General features: G+C 47.3%; 12 protein-coding genes. 11 read left to right on the forward strand and 1 reads right to left on the reverse strand.

The window, feature by feature from the left end:
- Window positions 1-128 precede the first annotated feature (128 nt).
- The 8 genes from ACXAH6_RS10795 to ACXAH6_RS10830 all read left to right on the forward strand — a co-directional run bounded on the left by ACXAH6_RS10795 (window position 129) and on the right by ACXAH6_RS10830 (window position 11,625).
- Window positions 129-1,373, forward strand: a complete 1,245-nt coding sequence (locus tag ACXAH6_RS10795; protein WP_474876714.1) for an ABC transporter substrate-binding protein — start codon at window positions 129-131, stop codon at window positions 1,371-1,373.
- A complete protein-coding gene (locus ACXAH6_RS10800; protein WP_474876716.1) occupies window positions 1,370-4,240 on the forward strand; it encodes a response regulator in 2,871 nt (956 codons plus the stop codon). The genes ACXAH6_RS10795 and ACXAH6_RS10800 overlap by 4 nt, the downstream gene beginning before the upstream one ends.
- 106 nt (window positions 4,241-4,346) lie before the next feature.
- Window positions 4,347-5,138 (forward strand): formate dehydrogenase accessory sulfurtransferase FdhD, encoded by a 792-nt coding sequence (locus tag ACXAH6_RS10805; protein WP_474876718.1) that lies wholly within the window; start codon window positions 4,347-4,349, stop codon window positions 5,136-5,138.
- A gap of 10 nt (window positions 5,139-5,148) precedes the next feature.
- Window positions 5,149-7,461 carry an FdhF/YdeP family oxidoreductase gene (locus ACXAH6_RS10810; protein WP_474876719.1) on the forward strand — a complete coding sequence of 771 codons (2,313 nt, stop codon included), beginning with the start codon at window positions 5,149-5,151 and terminating at the stop codon, window positions 7,459-7,461.
- A 137-nt stretch (window positions 7,462-7,598) separates the two neighbouring features.
- On the forward strand, window positions 7,599-8,600 hold the full coding sequence (locus ACXAH6_RS10815) for a family 43 glycosylhydrolase (protein WP_474876721.1): 1,002 nt from the start codon (window positions 7,599-7,601) through the stop codon (window positions 8,598-8,600).
- Between the two features lie 125 nt (window positions 8,601-8,725).
- Entirely contained in the window at window positions 8,726-9,190 is a 465-nt protein-coding gene (locus ACXAH6_RS10820) for a CreA family protein (RefSeq protein ID WP_474876722.1), read from the forward strand.
- A gap of 87 nt (window positions 9,191-9,277) precedes the next feature.
- Window positions 9,278-11,128: a TonB-dependent receptor gene (locus ACXAH6_RS10825; protein ID WP_474876724.1), complete on the forward strand. Its 1,851-nt coding sequence runs from the start codon at window positions 9,278-9,280 to the stop codon at window positions 11,126-11,128.
- A 71-nt stretch (window positions 11,129-11,199) separates the two neighbouring features.
- The gene (locus ACXAH6_RS10830; RefSeq protein ID WP_474876726.1) at window positions 11,200-11,625 is read left to right on the forward strand and encodes a DUF6314 family protein; all 426 of its coding nucleotides are present in this window, start codon (window positions 11,200-11,202) and stop codon (window positions 11,623-11,625) included.
- Between the two features lie 33 nt (window positions 11,626-11,658).
- Here the strand turns inward: ACXAH6_RS10830 and ACXAH6_RS10835 are convergent, their stop codons facing one another.
- Window positions 11,659-12,525, reverse strand: coding sequence for an EamA family transporter (locus tag ACXAH6_RS10835; protein ID WP_474876728.1), 867 nt, complete (start codon window positions 12,523-12,525; stop codon window positions 11,659-11,661).
- A 237-nt stretch (window positions 12,526-12,762) separates the two neighbouring features.
- On the opposite strand from ACXAH6_RS10835, the gene ACXAH6_RS10840 reads away from it, so the two are divergent.
- The 3 genes from ACXAH6_RS10840 to ACXAH6_RS10850 are packed head-to-tail and all read left to right on the forward strand — an operon-like array spanning window position 12,763 to window position 16,626.
- The gene (locus ACXAH6_RS10840) at window positions 12,763-13,776 is read left to right on the forward strand and encodes an arginine N-succinyltransferase (protein WP_474876730.1); all 1,014 of its coding nucleotides are present in this window, start codon (window positions 12,763-12,765) and stop codon (window positions 13,774-13,776) included.
- A gap of 2 nt (window positions 13,777-13,778) precedes the next feature.
- The gene (astD, locus tag ACXAH6_RS10845; protein ID WP_474876732.1) at window positions 13,779-15,254 is read left to right on the forward strand and encodes a succinylglutamate-semialdehyde dehydrogenase; all 1,476 of its coding nucleotides are present in this window, start codon (window positions 13,779-13,781) and stop codon (window positions 15,252-15,254) included.
- Entirely contained in the window at window positions 15,247-16,626 is a 1,380-nt protein-coding gene (locus ACXAH6_RS10850; protein WP_474876733.1) for an aminotransferase family protein, read from the forward strand. Before astD ends, ACXAH6_RS10850 begins: the two co-directional genes overlap by 8 nt.
- Window positions 16,627-16,665: the final 39 nt, after the last annotated feature.

Consider the following 16,665-nt stretch of genomic DNA (forward strand, 5'->3'; position numbering starts at 1 on the left):
AATTGAGTTGAACTAAAGTTCTGTTAGGTTACAAAGTCTAACCGTGACTTTTGTTGAATGATTAGTGAGCATTGCGTTGTCGACTGTGTATGTGGGGCAAAATAGCAATGGCAGTCGAGAGTGTTGAAATGAAAATACAAGGTTTGCGTTTTTTTCTCATTCCCCTGTACTTACTGGCCTTTGCTGGCCAGTCGGTGGCGGCGTCCAAGACTTTAACTATTTACCACGACGCTGATTATTCCAATCATGCTGCGTCGGCCGAATCGATGTACATGGGGCTGCAAACCGCACTAAGTGAAGTCGACTTTACCGTGCAAGGCTATCGTCTCGAACTATTGAAAAAGGACCATCGAGGCAATAGTAATCGCGCTAAAATGCATATGCAGCAGTTCACCACTGACAAATCAGCACTGTTTGTTTTAGGAGGGCTGCATTCTCCTCCTTATATTAAATACAGAGATTACATTAATGAAAACGGTGTTTTGTTACTGGTGCCATGGGCTGCTGGCGGGCCAATAACACGGTACGAAGCTGGGGAAAACTGGGTCTTTAGATTGTCAATTGACGACACCAAAGCCGGATTGAGGTTAGTCTCGTATGCAACTGACACGTTAAAGTGCCACAACCCCCATTTGTTGTTAGAAGAAACCCCTTGGGGGCGCTCTAATCAACAAACCATGTCTAGAGCTATTAATAAATCATATGGGCGTTCACCTAGTACCACTTGGTTTAATTGGAATACCAAAGAAAGCCATGCGCGTATCATGTTGCGCGACATTATTGCCCAACAAGCCGATTGCATTTTGCTGGTTAGCAATGCGGTAGAAGGGCAGGTTTTTTCAAAGGCGTTGGCTGAAATTAAAGGCGCTCAGCCTATAGCTTTAGTGAGTCATTGGGGTATAACAGGCGGTGATTTTGCCCAACGGGTCCCGCATGACATAAGAAAGTCGGTTAACCTTCACTTTATACAATCGTGTTTTTCGTTTGTGTCGTCTCCGCAAACCCCGTTTACCAATCAGGTGTTTTCTCACGCACAAGTGTTGTTTCCCAATCGCTTAGCTACACCTCGTGACATGCCAGCACCTGCGGGGTTTATTCATGCTTATGACCTCGGGCGTTTGGTGATTGCCGCGTTAAACCAAGTCGTGCTCACTGGTGATATGACAGTCGACAGAGCCAATTTACGCAACGCGCTGGAGCATATTGAAGCCCCCGTTCAGGGGCTGACTAAAACCTATCACACGCCCTTTCGTCCGTGGAGTAAGCAAGACGCAGATGCACATGAAGCGTTAGGGTTAGACGATTTTTGCATGGCCGAGTATTTGGAAGACGGCGCAATTAATGTATTCCCTGCCAAAGGGCGGCCTGAATGAATGTAAATTGGCGTTCTAATCGCGTTTTCTATTTATTTTTCTTCGCCAGTTTACTGCTGTCGCTGTTAATCAGTATGTTGATTGTCGGTCAGCGGGCAGAAAGTATCTTACTGCAAACTCAACGTACAGCTTCAAATTATGAAGCGTCGTATGCGATTGAAAATATTCGTCAGTACCTCGTTAATCGACAGCAGGTTTTAGAAGACATTGCACGCTCACCGGTTGTTGCCAATAGCGTGATGGGTTCAGATATTGAACGCGGCAACTTAGATGATTTTTTGAATAACTTAACTATTTTAGGGAATAAAGAAAATATCACGGTTTTCAATGTATTAGGCGAGGCGATATACGGTAATAAAGGCGATGAGTACAGCGATGTGTCGGGAGTCGATTGGTTTCAGCAATTACTGAATGACGGGTTAAACGTTAAATTTACGATTCATCATATTGATGAGGGGTTTTTCTTCGAGATCTCTGTGCCTATTTTATACAACGGGTTTGTTGAGGGTGTGTTAACCGCGCAGTTTAACAAGCCTCTCGCGTCTTTTTTCGCGGCGTCTATGAAACCGGGTCACGCTATTCGACTGGTTTCTGATGCTGCCACTTATCAAAGCTTTGAGCAAAGCAGTGACTTTGCATTAATCACTAATACCACAATTGCTGGAACGCATATTAACGCGCAGTATTTTATTCGCATCGCCAATTTAGAGCGTGAGAAGCGCGAGTTTATGTCGAGCATTGCCCTGGCGGTATTACTGAGCCTCACACTGAGCTTTTGCGTGCTGGCAATATTCGGAAAGCGCTACATATTAAACCCCTTTAAGCAGTTGGCTGAAGCCAAAGAACTCAATGAATTATTAGCCCAAGCCATCGAAGCGGCACCTATCGGTATTTCCATTGCCGATGCTAAGCAACAAGGCTTTCCGCTTACTTATGTTAACCAAGGCTTTTTGAATATAACTGGGTATAGGCGCAAAGATGTACTCGGGCGTAATTGCCAGTTTTTACAAGGGCCAGAAACCAGTGAAAAGTCGGTGGAGTTGATTCGGCAAACCATTCAGCAGCAACAAACCGTGGTGGTTGAATTGGTGAACTATCGCAAAAATGGTGAGCCGTTTTGGAACATACTGCATCTGTCGCCTATTTTTGATGAGCAAGGTGAGTTAGTCGCCTTTATTGGTATTCAGCAAGATGTCACTGAACGCAAAGAATTTGAGCACAAATTAGAGTGGGCGCGTATTGAAGCCGAGTCTGCCAACAGAACCAAATCGGATTTTCTGGCCAATATGAGCCATGAAATACGCACGCCCATGAACGGCGTAATTGGTATGCTGAACCTGCTAAAGCGAGAAACACTTACCCCAGAGCAAAAACAAAAGATTGATATTGCCAATAGCAGTGCAACGTCGCTGCTATCATTGATTAATGATGTACTCGACTTTTCAAAAATAGAAGCGGGAAAACTCGCGCTTGAAAGTATTCAGTTTGACGCGGAAAAGCTGATTGAAGACACGGTTGAAGGTGCGTCAGTGCTGGTTCAAGAAAAGGGCTTGGAACTGATTTTAGATACCAGTGGTATGCAAGCACCTTTGATGGAGGGTGATCCAAACCGCATTCGACAAGTGCTCACCAATATTTTAGGAAATGCGATTAAATTTACCCGCCAAGGAGAAGTGGTGGTTAAAGCTGAGTGCCGCCATCAGGACGACGGTACTTGCCTATTGCATTGCACGGTGGCTGATTCTGGTGAAGGGATTGCCGCTAACAGAATTGACGCGTTGTTTGACGCATTTACTCAAGCCGACGCCTCAATGACACGGCGGTTTGGCGGGAGTGGTTTAGGCCTTGCTATCGTGAAAAAGCTGTGCAAATTGATGGGTGGGAATGTCACCGCAACGTCAGAGCTTGGTGTGGGCAGTGAATTTGTATTTTGGGTGAAGCTCACTGCGGCCACTACCAGCAATAGCGCATCAGAACTCAATAACGGGTTTAGCGGGTCACGTGTGTTGCTGGTGGAAAGTCACAATAAAGCGCGTCAAGCCATAGCACAGATGCTTACGAAGATGGGAGCAAGGGTAGTGGTGAGTAAATCACAAGCTCATTTATTACAAACATTAACTGACCACGACAACCAAAATGGCGCTCCATTTGATGTTGTTTTGTTGTCAGACAATTTCAATTTACCCGCTACGTCTGACGATGTTTTTTTTCAAACGCTGAAAGATTTTCGTTGTTTACACGCTGCATATTGCATTTTGTTAACTACGTTTAGCGAAAACGACGCACTGACAAGTTACCAGCACACGCCGGTTTTTGGTTATATCAATAAACCTGTGTCTCGCTCAGACCTGGTAGCAACACAAAGGTTACTAAAACAAAAGCCCAATAACGCCGCCAATGCGTCGCCAATTAATGTGCGGCGATTTGACGACACACATCACGCACAGCCTGAAGATTTCTCACAAAAGACGGTGGCTCAACTACAAGACAAGCGTATCTTGCTGGTGGAAGACAACGACATTAATCAGATTGTTGCCACATCCATGCTCAACCACTTGGGCTTTACTCATATCGAAACGGCTAATAATGGCGTAGAAGCGATTGATGCTCTGAACGCTGACAGTACCTTCGACATTGTACTGATGGATTGTCAGATGCCAGAGCTAGATGGTTATGAAGCAACGCAATGTATACGCCGTGGTGATGCAGGCAATCATTATCGTACTATTCCCATTGTCGCGATGACTGCCAACGCTATGCGAGGCGACAAAGAGAAGTGTCTTGCCGCAGGGATGAATGGTTACATAACAAAGCCCATTGCTGAAGAAGCACTGTACACAACGTTAATTGAATGGCTCGACGAATAGGGCGGGGAGAATGACATCAACTGCCTTTTCTTTGCTATGAGTTACACTGCGCGCTTATTCATGAAGTGATAAACTAAATGGGTTCATTTATCACAAGTATTGCGTTATGTGTCAGGCAACATTCCAAACGCGGTATCTCACCGCTGATATCGAAGCCAACCCTGTCAATTTGATCCAAGAGTGTCCGATAGTTATCTCTATCGAGGGGCTAAGTCATGCCGTGATGATGATCACGCCAACAGATGTTGAAGCCTTTGTGATGGGCTTTTTATTTACCGAAGGGATTATCGAATCCAGCGCTAGCGTCACGGGTATCGAGTTGTCAGTGGTAGATATTCCAGAATTAGGTGAAGAGGGGATTCATGCCGACGTTTCTGTTTTAGGGCGAGCATTACATCAATTTAAATCGGCCAGACAGGCTCGACAAGGTAAATCTGGATGTGGGCTGTGTGGTGTCGAAACCCTCGCACAGGCGTTTCCTTCTCTCACGCCTGTTGCCGCCACGTCGAGAACATCACTCAGTATTGAAACTCTCTCATCAGTTAAGGCGCAACTCGCCAAGCATCAAATCATCGGGAATCAGACGGGGGGAATTCACGGTGCACTTACCTTATCTCCCCATGGCGAGGTTGGCTTTTTTGCCGAGGATATTGGCCGTCATAACGCATTAGACAAAGTCATTGGTATGCACTTATTGCATAACAGCCCGTTAAATGGGTGCCATTGTGTGATGACCAGCCGGTGCAGCACTGAGCTGGTTCAGAAAGCGGTAACGGCGCAATTCAGTAGCTTGATTCATTTGGCATCACCCAGTAGTTTGGCTGTCGCTATGGCTAAACGGTACGGCCTTGGGTTGATTCATATTCCGAAAAAAGACGCCCCACGACATTACAACTAGGATTACTTCAATGAGTAAACAAGACGATTATTATCAGCCTTATGCAGGACCTGCCGGAGGGTGGGGCGCACTTAAAAGCACCACTAAGCACCTGCTCGACAGCGATAACGCCGTGCGTAATGTTCATACACTACTCAAAACCAACCAACCACATGGGTTTGATTGCCCAGGCTGTGCTTGGGGAGAAAAGCACGACCCCGCCAAAATACGCTTTTGTGAAAATGGCGCGAAAGCCGTGAACTGGGAGTCGACAGGGCGAAAAGTTGATGCAGAATTTTTTGCTAAACACAGTGTGACATGGCTGAACAAGCAAACCGACTATTTTCTCGAATATCAAGGGCGCTTAACCGAGCCCATGCGTTACAACGCCGACACAGATCACTATGAACCCGTGTCTTGGGACGCAGCCTGTAAAGCCATTGCCGAACAGCTCAATGGGCTGGATAACCCCAATCGCGCCGCGTTTTATACTTCGGGGCGAGCAAGTAATGAAGCGGCCTTTTTATATCAGTTATTTGTGCGTGCTTTTGGTACCAACAACTTTCCAGATTGCTCGAATATGTGCCACGAAGCCAGTGGTTATGCCCTGATTAGTTCGATAGGGATCGGCAAAGGTACAACGACAATAGAAGATTTTGAAACCGCTGACGCCGTATTTGTGTTTGGTCAAAACCCCGGTACTAACCACCCTCGCATGCTCGATACCTTACGAGATGTAGTTGAGCGAGGAGCGCAAGTACTCACGTTTAATACCTTAAGAGAGCGTGGGTTAGAGCGATTCCAGCATCCTCAACATCCTATCGAAATGCTGACTAACGGTTCCAAGCCTCTCAACACTGCCTATTTTTGCCCCAAAATTGGCGGTGATATGGCGGCTGTTCGAGGCATGGTGAAATGTCTTGTTGAGCGTGAAGACAAGGGCGAAAGCCTCATTGATTGGGATTTTATTCACACCCATACCACGGGTATCGACGAGTATCTTGAAAAAGTGCGTCAGACCTCTTGGGATGCCATTATCGAACAATCGGGGTTAACCAAAGCTGAAATTACTCAGGCAGCTAACGTGTATTGTGAAAGCGAACGAGTGATCTGTACTTGGGCGATGGGGATCACCCAGCACAAACATTCGGTGCCGACTATTCACGAGATAGTTAACCTATTGTGCCTGCGCGGGCATATAGGTAAAGCAGGGGCGGGAGCTTGCCCTGTTCGCGGCCACAGCAATGTGCAGGGCGACCGCACTATGGGCATCAACGAACACCCCAGCGAGGCGTTTTTAGCGGCGTTAGGCCAACACTTTAATTTTACGCCCCCCAAAGAAGACGGGTTAGCGGTAGTGCCGACTATTCAAGCAATGCTCAATGGAGACGTTAGTGCTTTTATTGCGTTAGGTGGGAACTTTGCCGCTGCCACACCCGACACGCAACAAACCTGTAAAGCGATGCAGCAATGTGAATTGTCGGTGCAAATCAGTACTAAGCTCAACCGCTCACACTTGATGACGGCAAAACACAGCTACATTCTACCGTGTTTAGGCCGCACCGATATTGATATGCAAGCCAGTGGGCCGCAAAAAGTCACAGTGGAAGACTCGTTCAGTATGGTGCATGCTTCAGGCGGTGTGATGACTCCGCTGAGTGATACCATGAAGTCTGAACCCGAAATTATAGCTATGATCGCGCAGGCGACATTAGGTAATTACCCTATTGATTGGATGACGAGAGCGGCGAACTACGACCTGATCCGCGATGATATTGCAGCTGTGATCCCCGGCTTTGCCGACTTTAATACACGGATCAATGCGCCTGGTGGCTTTTATTTGGGCAACAGTGCCAGAGAGCGAAACTGGAATACCCCAGACAAACGGGCCTTAATTCATACCCATGACTTACCTGCGCATATTCTGCACGACAAAGCGCGTAAGTACATGAGCGACAAAACCCTAGTATTGCAAACGTTGCGATCTCATGACCAATACAACACCACCATTTATGGCTTAAACGACCGCTATCGTGGCATTCGCGGCGAGCGCAGAGTGGTTTTCATCAACCAAGCAGATATCGAACGCTTGGGGTTTGTTGCTGGGCAGAGCGTAACACTGCGGTCGTTATGGGATGATGACATTGAGCGCACAGCCGAAAACTTTAAACTTGTGCCTTACACCATACCAGTAGGGAACATAGCGGCTTATTACCCTGAAACTAATCCTCTGGTACCTTTGGACAGCTATGGTGAAAACAGTTTTACCCCTACGTCTAAAAGCATCGCGGTGGAATTAAGCGCCTATGAGGAAACCAGTGTGATTGCGGCGAGTCAGGTGTAATTACACGAAATGGATAGGCGGGAAGATTTCACCCGAATCTATGGCGTAGTTGACAGAAAAAGTGTTATCTTTGCGTCTGAATTGCATTTGTATGACAAATTGCTGGAATTAACTCAGATAATTGATCAGATAAAAAGATGACTGCGAAAACAAATACACCGTTAGTAGAGCAACGCGCCGATCCTTTTGTGTACAAACACAGCGATGGTTATTACTACTTCACTGGTTCAGTGCCTACCTATGACCGCATTGAGCTTAGAAAAGCGAAAACCCTTGAAGGTCTAAAAGACGCAGAAACCTTCGATGTGTGGTTTAAACATGAAAGCGGCCCGATGAGTCGTCATATTTGGGCGCCGGAAATTCATTATCTCGACGGTAAATGGTATGTCTACTTTGCCGCCAGCGAAGAAGAAGATATTTGGGCATTGCGCCCTTACGTATTGGAATGCCAAGGTCAGGACCCGCTCAACGATGAGTGGGTTGAATTAGGCATGATGCAAGCCGCCGAAGGCGATGACAAATCATTTACCGACTTCTCGCTCGACGGTACGGTATTTGAAAATAACGGTAAGCGTTATTTTTGTTGGGCCGAGAAAACCGGTGGTCAGTTTGCTGCTTCTAATTTGTACCTCGCAGAAATGGAATCACCAATTAAACTCAAAACGGTTCAGTTTATGCTGACCACGCCTGACTATGATTGGGAACGCATTGATTTTTGGGTGAACGAAGGCCCGGCAGTATTAAAGAACAATGGTAAGATCTTTGTAGCCTTTTCTGCCAGCGCAACGGGTGCATGTTATTGCATGGGCTATATGGAAGCCGACGAAAATGCCGACTTGCTCGACCGTAACTCATGGAAGAAAACGCGTACACCGGTTCTTGAAACCGATTACGACAAAGGTATTTATGGCCCGGGTCACAACTGCTTTACTGTGGCCGAAGACGACCAAACGCCTTTGTGTGTTTACCATGCACGAGACTATGAACACGCGGTAGGCGATGCGTCTGTAGTACCAAAAACAGATACTCGTTCATTGGAAGAGATCAAAAAAGATCCCTTGTACGATCCAAACCGTCACGCGCGTGTGATGGAAGTGAAATACGACGAAAATGGCCGCCCTTTGTTTGCGCTTTACTAGCCGTCATTGGTAACGCTTTTTGCGCGATAAAACAGGCCACAAGGGAAACCGAGTGGCCTGTTTTGTTTTTAACGTGTCGATCTGCCATGATGGGCAACAACTGGGTTACTTGAAAAAGAGAAATCATGAAATATTGGATCATGGCTGCAATGGCGGCGGTTACACTTACAGGGTGCGGTAAAAATGAAGTGGGCGATGTATCGCTGGGTTTGTTCACAACCAAAGACATTAAGGTTGATTCACTCACCGACCCCTTAGTACCGGGAGTGACTTGTCATGTGGCAAGTATTGAAGACAATCTCAGCTTGGCAGACCCGTCAGACAGCTCTATTGCTTGTCGACAAACAGGCGACATTACACCTGAAATGATCGCCAGCATCGATAAAAGTAAATCGGGCGAGGTGATCTTCGCTAAATCAAAAAGCGTGTTGTTTAAAAATATGAAAATTCGCCGTATTTACGACCAAAAGAATCAGACCCTCATGTATTTGTCATATTCCACCAAAGAAACCTCAGGTAGCTTTAAACACAGCTTATCGACCGTACCTTTGTGGGGAACGACGGCGTATCAAACAGTTGTTAGCCACTAAACAGTTTTTCATTAACCCTCTTTACTTATTCCGGTATCATCCGCGTAAAACAGCCTACTATTATTGATTATTGCCTCAGGACAAAGCATGTTTCGCAACGCGGTATCCCTTTTCTTATGCGCGCTGCCACTGGTTTCAGTCGCAGCAGACGAAAGCAAAACTAACGAAAAAAGTATTGAAAAAATAACGATTGAAGGTGGAGTGACAGCGAACGAGCTGTCTGTTGGCACCTTCAACTCTGCGGTTTCCAGTTTAGAGTATGACCCACGAGTCGATTTGCAGTCGCGCAATATGGGCGAAGCGCAAGCAGATGTGACGATCCGCGGTGGTATTTTCGAAAACACCGGGTTTCGCATTGGTAGTGCTACACTGATCGACCCGCAAACTGGGCACTACTTTGCTGAGATACCGATTGCGCCTGAAATGCTCACCGCAGCAAGTATTTTAACCGGCGTAGACAACGCGCTTTATGGTGTTAACAGTTCGGTGGGCACGGTGTCATTTGCTTGGCGACCCATTCAAACCGATGCTCGTGTATCGTTAGGCGTGGGCAATAATCACTTTCAGCTTCAGCGCGTTCACGGGGCTTACCGTTGGCCTGGCGAAGACAAAACAAGCGACTACTTTGGCCTCGAAGGGGAGTATTCGAAGTCTAAAAGCGACGGTACGATCGACAACGGCGATCACGACTTTGAACGAATTTCAGGCCGTATTCAATTTGGTGACGAGGCTTCTCAAACCGACCTTTTTGTGGGGTATCAACAAAAGTTCTTTGGCTGGCCCAATATGTATACCCCATACAACGTCAACGAAACTGAAGCGTTAAAAACCCGTTTGGTTATGTTCAATCATCAGCAGCAATACGGTGAGCGAAATACCTTTGAAGTGTCAGCGTATTATAGAAAACACGATGATCACTATGTTTTTTCACGGGAAAACCCTGATTCGTTTCAAGCCTTTCACGAAACCAGTGTAAAAGCGCTCGCGCTGTCTGGTCGACACTATACCAATAGCCCCATTGCAGTGAATTATGCGGCGCAGTTCAGTGCTGACAGCATTGACTCAACCACATTGGAAAACAACTTTACGTCTCGTAATTACGTTAAGTTGAGCCTAGTGCCCGAATACCAAATGACACTGAGTAATCGCGATACCCTTACTTTTAGGTTGGGCGGTGCGTACGACAATACCAATCGCGATGACGACAGCCTTTCGTTAATCAGCGACATGACGTGGCGCGAAGTTTTCTCAGATCGTTCAACACGCACTATGCATGTGTCTTACGCTGAAGCAACCCAAGTCGCGGGCTACACCGCCATTGGTGGGAGTACCTCAAGTGGCCTGTTCAGAAGTAATGATGCGCTGAAGCGAGAAACCAGTAAAAACCTAGAGTTTGGGATATCGGAAGACAGAGGCGCTTGGCGTGTTGACTCAGCGGTATTTTATCGGTGGGATAACGAATTAACCGATTGGACCTACAGCTTCGATTCTACCTCTGCACGCGTTGCTAACCCCGTAGATATTGATACTTTTGGGGCAGAATTTATCGCCCTAACACGCTTCGAGTACGTTGATGTAGTGGCAAGTTATACTTATTTGCACAAGTCTGAAAACTATCGAGATGACAACATAGATGCGAGCTTCTATGCACTCAATTACCCACCTCATCGGTTTACATTAGGAGTGGTGTGGTATCCATTAGAGTCGGTTGAAATTAAGGTTGATAACGAATGGCGTAAACAAGAAGAGAATGCACTGCGCAATGGCAGTGATACCGCGTTATTTAGTTATCTCACGTTAACGTATTCACCTGCGCAAATACCCGATTTACAGGTGGTGTTTGCTGCCGATAATGTGTGGAATACATCGTTTGAAGAAATTCCGGGAACACCGGGTAGAGCAAAGCAGTTTTCAGTTACCGCAACCTACGCTTTTTAAGTGCGCAATAGGGTAAAACCAATGTTGAGAGTGAAACGAATGTTAGTTTTCAGTCATGGGAATGAGGCGCGATGAGTAGTAATTTGTTGCGTCGCCTCGACGACTTTGTTGGTGATTGGCAGTTAAGTCGACGCATTTATGAACATCAAAACAATACTGTATTTTGCTTTGAAGGCGACGCCACTTTTACTTGGCACAATGACATATTGTGTTATTCCGAAAAGGGAATGGTGACAGCGCCAGACGGAAAAACACTGCTCGCTGAGCGCCAATACTATTGGCAGCAAGGGCACAATGGTGAGATTGAAGTGTTATTTGACGATAAACGCTATTTTCACGCATTCAGTGCTGTGCAAACCCATGCCGACCACCTATGTGGCGAAGACTATTATCAAGTTGATTACGCGTTCCAGCAGTGGCCGAACTGGTCTTCGATATGGGAAGTAAAAGGGCCTCGCAAAGACTATCGAATGGAGAGCCACTACACTAAGCGATAGCCGCTATGCCAGTGCCTAGGCGGTATCGCTTAATTACATTGATTGGGACTGGCCTGTTGCGCGCCGATGCGACATCCAAAGCGCAATGGCAATAATTGTACCTCCCAATACCAGCCGGCTGTAGTCGGTGTCTTGGTGCCATAATACAAGATTAACGATAAGACCAGCGGGGATGAGTGCATTGTTCATTATAGCCAGTGTGCCCGCTGATACCTGCAACGCGCCTTGGTTCCAGAAGTAATACCCCAAGCCCGACGCCACTACGCCAAGCCACAATAAAACACCCCAATGCTCAGCTGTTTGTGGGAGCTTGTCAGTGTTTCCGAAGATAAAAAATGCTGGCAAGGCAACGGCGAGGGCACCTAAATAAAACCAACCGAATACGCTGTGATGAGCGATGGGGGTGTCGAATGAAGACACCCATTTTCGGTAACCGACCTGCCCAAGCGCGAAACACAGGTTTGCCCCTTGCACAATGAAAAAGCCCTGCCAGAAGTTTTCACTCACGCCTTGAAAGCGGATAACCGCCGCGCCAGCAATGGCAATGCAGGCACATAAAAGGTGAAAGGGCGTAAAGCGCTTAAACAGTGTGTCGTTGAGAATGGCGATATAAAGCGGGGTGATAATGGTAAAAAGTAACACCTCGGGCACCGACAAAAACAGGAAGGATTGATAGAAAAAGATATACATTAGCCCGAGTTGTATCGCGCCTAAACCCGCCAGTATGAGCTTGTGTTTTGTACTGAGTAAAGCGCTTTTTATAAAGGGTAAAAATACACATGAGGCCAGTAAGACACGTGTGAGTACCGCAAAGTAACCGTCTACGTTGCCAGCTAAAAATTCACCAATGAGTGAAAAGGAAAATGCCCATAAAACGGTAACGCAAACTAAATAAAGCACCTGAGTAAGCTCTTGGTAAAAAGGGGTCTGTAAAATAGGGGATTACGACGGGTTAATCAACTCTTGCAAGGTGTGTTGATAAAGTGGGTTGGTTTATTTGCCTTGTGTAAGTGAATATCACGCTTATTGTCACCGGTACAAAATTAGTGCGTATATCAGCAGAATTTCGCGAAATTTTCACAGCTTTTCCCTTTTATGATGGTGTTTATTCTCTGTCATAACACAAGGTTTTAGTGAATGAACATCGTGCGTCCTGTTACTCCTTCGGATCTGGATGCCTTGTATCAGCTTGCCAATAAGGTAAGCCCAGGCATGACCACATTTCCGCCCAACAAAGGTATTCTCGAAGCTAAGATTCTCGCCTCTCACGCCGCATTTTGCGGTGAGGGAGATGACTATTTAATGGTGGTACAAAATACCGAAAGTGGCCGCATTCTCGGTACCGCAGGTGTGTATGCCAACATAGGTATTCAGCGCCCCTTTTACAGTTTTACTATGCTGACGCGCACTCAACAAAGCTATGATCTCGACCTGAGAGTGTCGTCTCGCACCTTGCACTTAGTAAATGCGTATGCCGGTGAGACCGAAGTCGGTACGCTCATACTCGACCCAGAAACACGGGGTAAAGGGTTGGGAAAACTGGCGTCAAAGTCTCGCTACCTGTTAATGGCGCAGTTTCGTGAGCGTTTTGGCGAAAAGGTGATGGCAGAACTAAGAGGTTGGTCTGACGAACAGGCGGTATCGCCATTTTGGGAGCATGTGGGCAAGTTCTTTTTTAAAGGACTAACGTATGAACAGGCTGATTTACTGAGTGCGACGACTAACAATCAGTTTATTGCTGACCTTATGCCAACGCACCCTATCTATGTTGATTTATTACCCGAGGCTGCGAAAGCGGTTATTGGTAAACCTCATGACCTCGGACAGTCGGCGTTGAACATGTTATTGAAAGAGGGGTTTCGTTACGAAAACACCATCGATATTTTCGACGGTGGCCCTACGGTTCATGCCAGTGTAGACGACATCAAAACCATCGCTAATAGCCGTGAATATGTTGTTGGCGCAGTTGGTACACCAGTGGCTCATGCCAAGCGATGTTTAGTGTGTACAACGACGCTAAACGCATTTCGCGTGGCTGAAATTTTAGTGGGCTTTGATGCAAATGAAGAGGTGGTGTTAGCTTCTGCAGATGCCGACGCTCTGCAAGTTGAAGCGGGTGCTGGCTTGCGACTTTTTCCGGTGGAGGCATAAGCATGACGACTAATTATGTTAACGGAGAATGGCGAGCGGCTGGCGGTGAACTTATCGCCTCACTGAACCCATCGAATCACGAGGTCATGTGGCAAGGGCGAGCTTCGAGTAACGACAATGTGCAGCAGGCTGTCGATGCGGCGAATGCGGCCTTGTCAGATTGGCGTCAGCTTACATTCAAACAACGAAGTGCTTTTATTGAACGCTTTGTAGAACTGGTTGCACAGCAGCGCGATGAACTTGCATTGTTGATCAGTCAGGAGGCGGGTAAGCCACTTTGGGAGTCAGAAAAAGAAGTGCAGTCTGTCATTGCGAAGTTATCCATATCGCAGCAGGCTTACCACGCGCGTAGCGGGCATCAACGCCACGCGAATACCGTGCTTGATCACGCACCGCACGGTGTTATGGCTGTTTTTGGTCCGTACAATTTCCCTTGTCACTTGCCTAATGGCCACATTATTCCCGCTTTGCTGGCGGGTAATACTGTTGTTTTTAAACCCAGCGAACTCACGCCCGCGTGCGGTGAGTTTATGGTGCGCTGTTGGCATGAGGCGGGGTTACCCGCCGGTGTACTCAATCTTGTTCAAGGAGCAAAGTCGACAGGGCAAGCACTGGCGGCCGCGAATGGGATTGACGGCGTTTTATTTACCGGTAGCGAGGCCACAGGGCTCGCTTTGCATCGCCAATTTGCAGGGCGGCCAGAAGTGATGTTAGCCTTAGAGTTGGGCGGTAACAACCCGTTGGTGATCGGCGACCTAGCCGATACTGAAACGGCGCTGGATATTGTGCTGGAATCGGCCTTTATCAGTAGTGGCCAACGTTGTACTTGCGCACGGCGTTTATTGGTTCCTGAAGGCGCACAAGGCGATGCATTTGTGACACGCCTTGTTGCCAAAGCGCAAACCATTCCCATTTCAGCTCCACTGGATTTGCCCAGCCCTTTTATGGCGGCAATGATCAGTGCGGAAGCGGCGTCTCATTTATTGAGTCAGCAAGCAACGCTCATCGATGCGGGCGCGATTTCCTTGCTTCCTTGCCGTCAATTACCATTAGGGAAGGCATTTGTAAGCCCGGGAATTATTGACGTTACCGCAATGTCTGCCCGCTATGATGAGGAGGTGTTTGGCCCCTTGTTACAAATCGTGCGCTATCAGAGTTTTGATCAAGCAATTGCGTTAGCAAACCAAACAAGGTTTGGCCTTTCTGCCGGATTACTCGGCGGCACATTGGCGCAATTTGATTATTTTAAAGCACGGATACGCGCAGGCATTGTGAACTGGAATACACCACTCACTGGTGCGAGTAGCGCGATGCCATTTGGCGGAGTGGGGCGCAGTGGCAATCATCGACCCAGTGCGTATTACGCGGCAGATTACTGCAGCTATCCGGTCGCCTCGTTACAACTTGAAAACATGGCGACAACGACAGCCATTAGCCCGTTCTTTTGCGCCGAAAAAGCAGGAAATTCTCATGAATAATGTTTATCCCAGTAGCCAAACGTTAATGCAGCAGATTGACGCCAACACCATTTTGCATCCCGCATCGTCAATTAGTCAGATCGAGCAGCACGGGACACGCATTATGCACAGTGGCAAAGGCGTGACGGTAACCGATGCCAGTGGTAATCAGTACATTGATGCAGTAGGTGGTTTGTGGTGTGTGAATGTTGGATATGGTCATCCTGAACTCGCCAAAGAGATGGCGGCGGCCAGTGAGCAATTGGCGTATTTTCACACCTTTGGTGGGGCGAGCAATGAAGCGCAAATTAAGCTTGCTCAGCAGTTGTTAATTCACGCTCCAGAGTCGTTGGGCAAAGTGTTTTTTGGGTGTTCAGGATCTGATGCCAACGACACCTTGCTCAAGTTGATGTGGCATTATCAAACCCTTCGAGGGAAACCAACTAAAACAAAAGTGATCAGCCGTCGGCAAGCGTATCACGGCACATCGGTCGCGACCGCGTCATTAACTGGGTTAGCCAGCTTTCATCGGCATTTTCCGTTGCCGCAAGACTTTGTGCTTCACACGAGTCCTGCGTTTTACTATCGCGACGGTTTACCGGGTGAAACAGAACGCGCGTACAGTGAACGATTAGTTGCAGAGTTAGATGCACTAATTTTGCGTGAAGGTGCAGACAATATCGGCGCTTTTATCGCTGAACCCATTATGGGAGCGGGAGGCGTGATTACCCCGCCAGAAGGCTATTTTGATTTGCTGCAAGCGTGCCTTAAAAAACACGATATTTTGTTTATTGTCGATGAAGTTGTGTGTGGTTTCGGTCGAACTGGGCATTGGTTTGCCAGCGAATATTATGGCTTGAACCCCGACATGATGGCGACGGCAAAAGGTATCACCAGCGGCTATTTTCCGCTTTCTGCCGCCTTTATTTCTGACAAAATATGGCAGGAACTAAGATTACATAGCGAGCAAACGGGGGGGCTGGCCCATGGCTATACCTACTCTGGGCACCCTGTTGGCGCGGCAGTTGGATTAAAGAATCTGTCTATTCTCAATTCCCAAGGTCTTATTGGTAAAAGCGCAGATGCTGGGGCTTATCTTCTTCAGCAATTACAGGGAATAGTGGGCGACCACCCTCATGTAGGAGAAGTCAGAGGGGTAGGTTTGTTAGCTGGAATTCAACTAGTGGCAGACAAAGCAACACGGCAATTTTATGACCCAAGTGAAAAAATTGCCGCGAAGGTTGCTGCGGAAGCCCATAAGCTAGGTGTGATTGTGCGTGCGTTACCTTCTGTTTCCACGTTGGCATTGTCGCCGCCATTGTGCATTAGCCGGGATGAGATTGACCAAGTTGTCGCTGCCATTGCGGTGGCTATTCAAAAGGTGTTGGGATAGTTTCTCACGCTTATATTGCTAAGTTAGCCCACAACGTTG

This window comes from Alteromonas sp. ABE4_545, assembly GCF_056161325.1.

What these genes read in the sequence shown, in the direction of transcription:
- ACXAH6_RS10795 (WP_474876714.1), top strand. Translation starts at nt 129, where the DNA reads ATGAAAATACAAGGTTTGCGTTTTTTTCTCATTCCCCTGTACTTACTG.
- ACXAH6_RS10800 (WP_474876716.1), top strand. Translation starts at nt 1,370, where the DNA reads ATGAATGTAAATTGGCGTTCTAATCGCGTTTTCTATTTATTTTTCTTC.
- ACXAH6_RS10805 (WP_474876718.1), top strand. Translation starts at nt 4,347, where the DNA reads ATGTGTCAGGCAACATTCCAAACGCGGTATCTCACCGCTGATATCGAA.
- ACXAH6_RS10810 (WP_474876719.1), top strand. Translation starts at nt 5,149, where the DNA reads ATGAGTAAACAAGACGATTATTATCAGCCTTATGCAGGACCTGCCGGA.
- ACXAH6_RS10815 (WP_474876721.1), top strand. Translation starts at nt 7,599, where the DNA reads ATGACTGCGAAAACAAATACACCGTTAGTAGAGCAACGCGCCGATCCT.
- ACXAH6_RS10820 (WP_474876722.1), top strand. Translation starts at nt 8,726, where the DNA reads ATGAAATATTGGATCATGGCTGCAATGGCGGCGGTTACACTTACAGGG.
- ACXAH6_RS10825 (WP_474876724.1), top strand. Translation starts at nt 9,278, where the DNA reads ATGTTTCGCAACGCGGTATCCCTTTTCTTATGCGCGCTGCCACTGGTT.
- ACXAH6_RS10830 (WP_474876726.1), top strand. Translation starts at nt 11,200, where the DNA reads ATGAGTAGTAATTTGTTGCGTCGCCTCGACGACTTTGTTGGTGATTGG.
- ACXAH6_RS10840 (WP_474876730.1), top strand. Translation starts at nt 12,763, where the DNA reads ATGAACATCGTGCGTCCTGTTACTCCTTCGGATCTGGATGCCTTGTAT.
- astD (WP_474876732.1), top strand. Translation starts at nt 13,779, where the DNA reads ATGACGACTAATTATGTTAACGGAGAATGGCGAGCGGCTGGCGGTGAA.
- ACXAH6_RS10850 (WP_474876733.1), top strand. Translation starts at nt 15,247, where the DNA reads ATGAATAATGTTTATCCCAGTAGCCAAACGTTAATGCAGCAGATTGAC.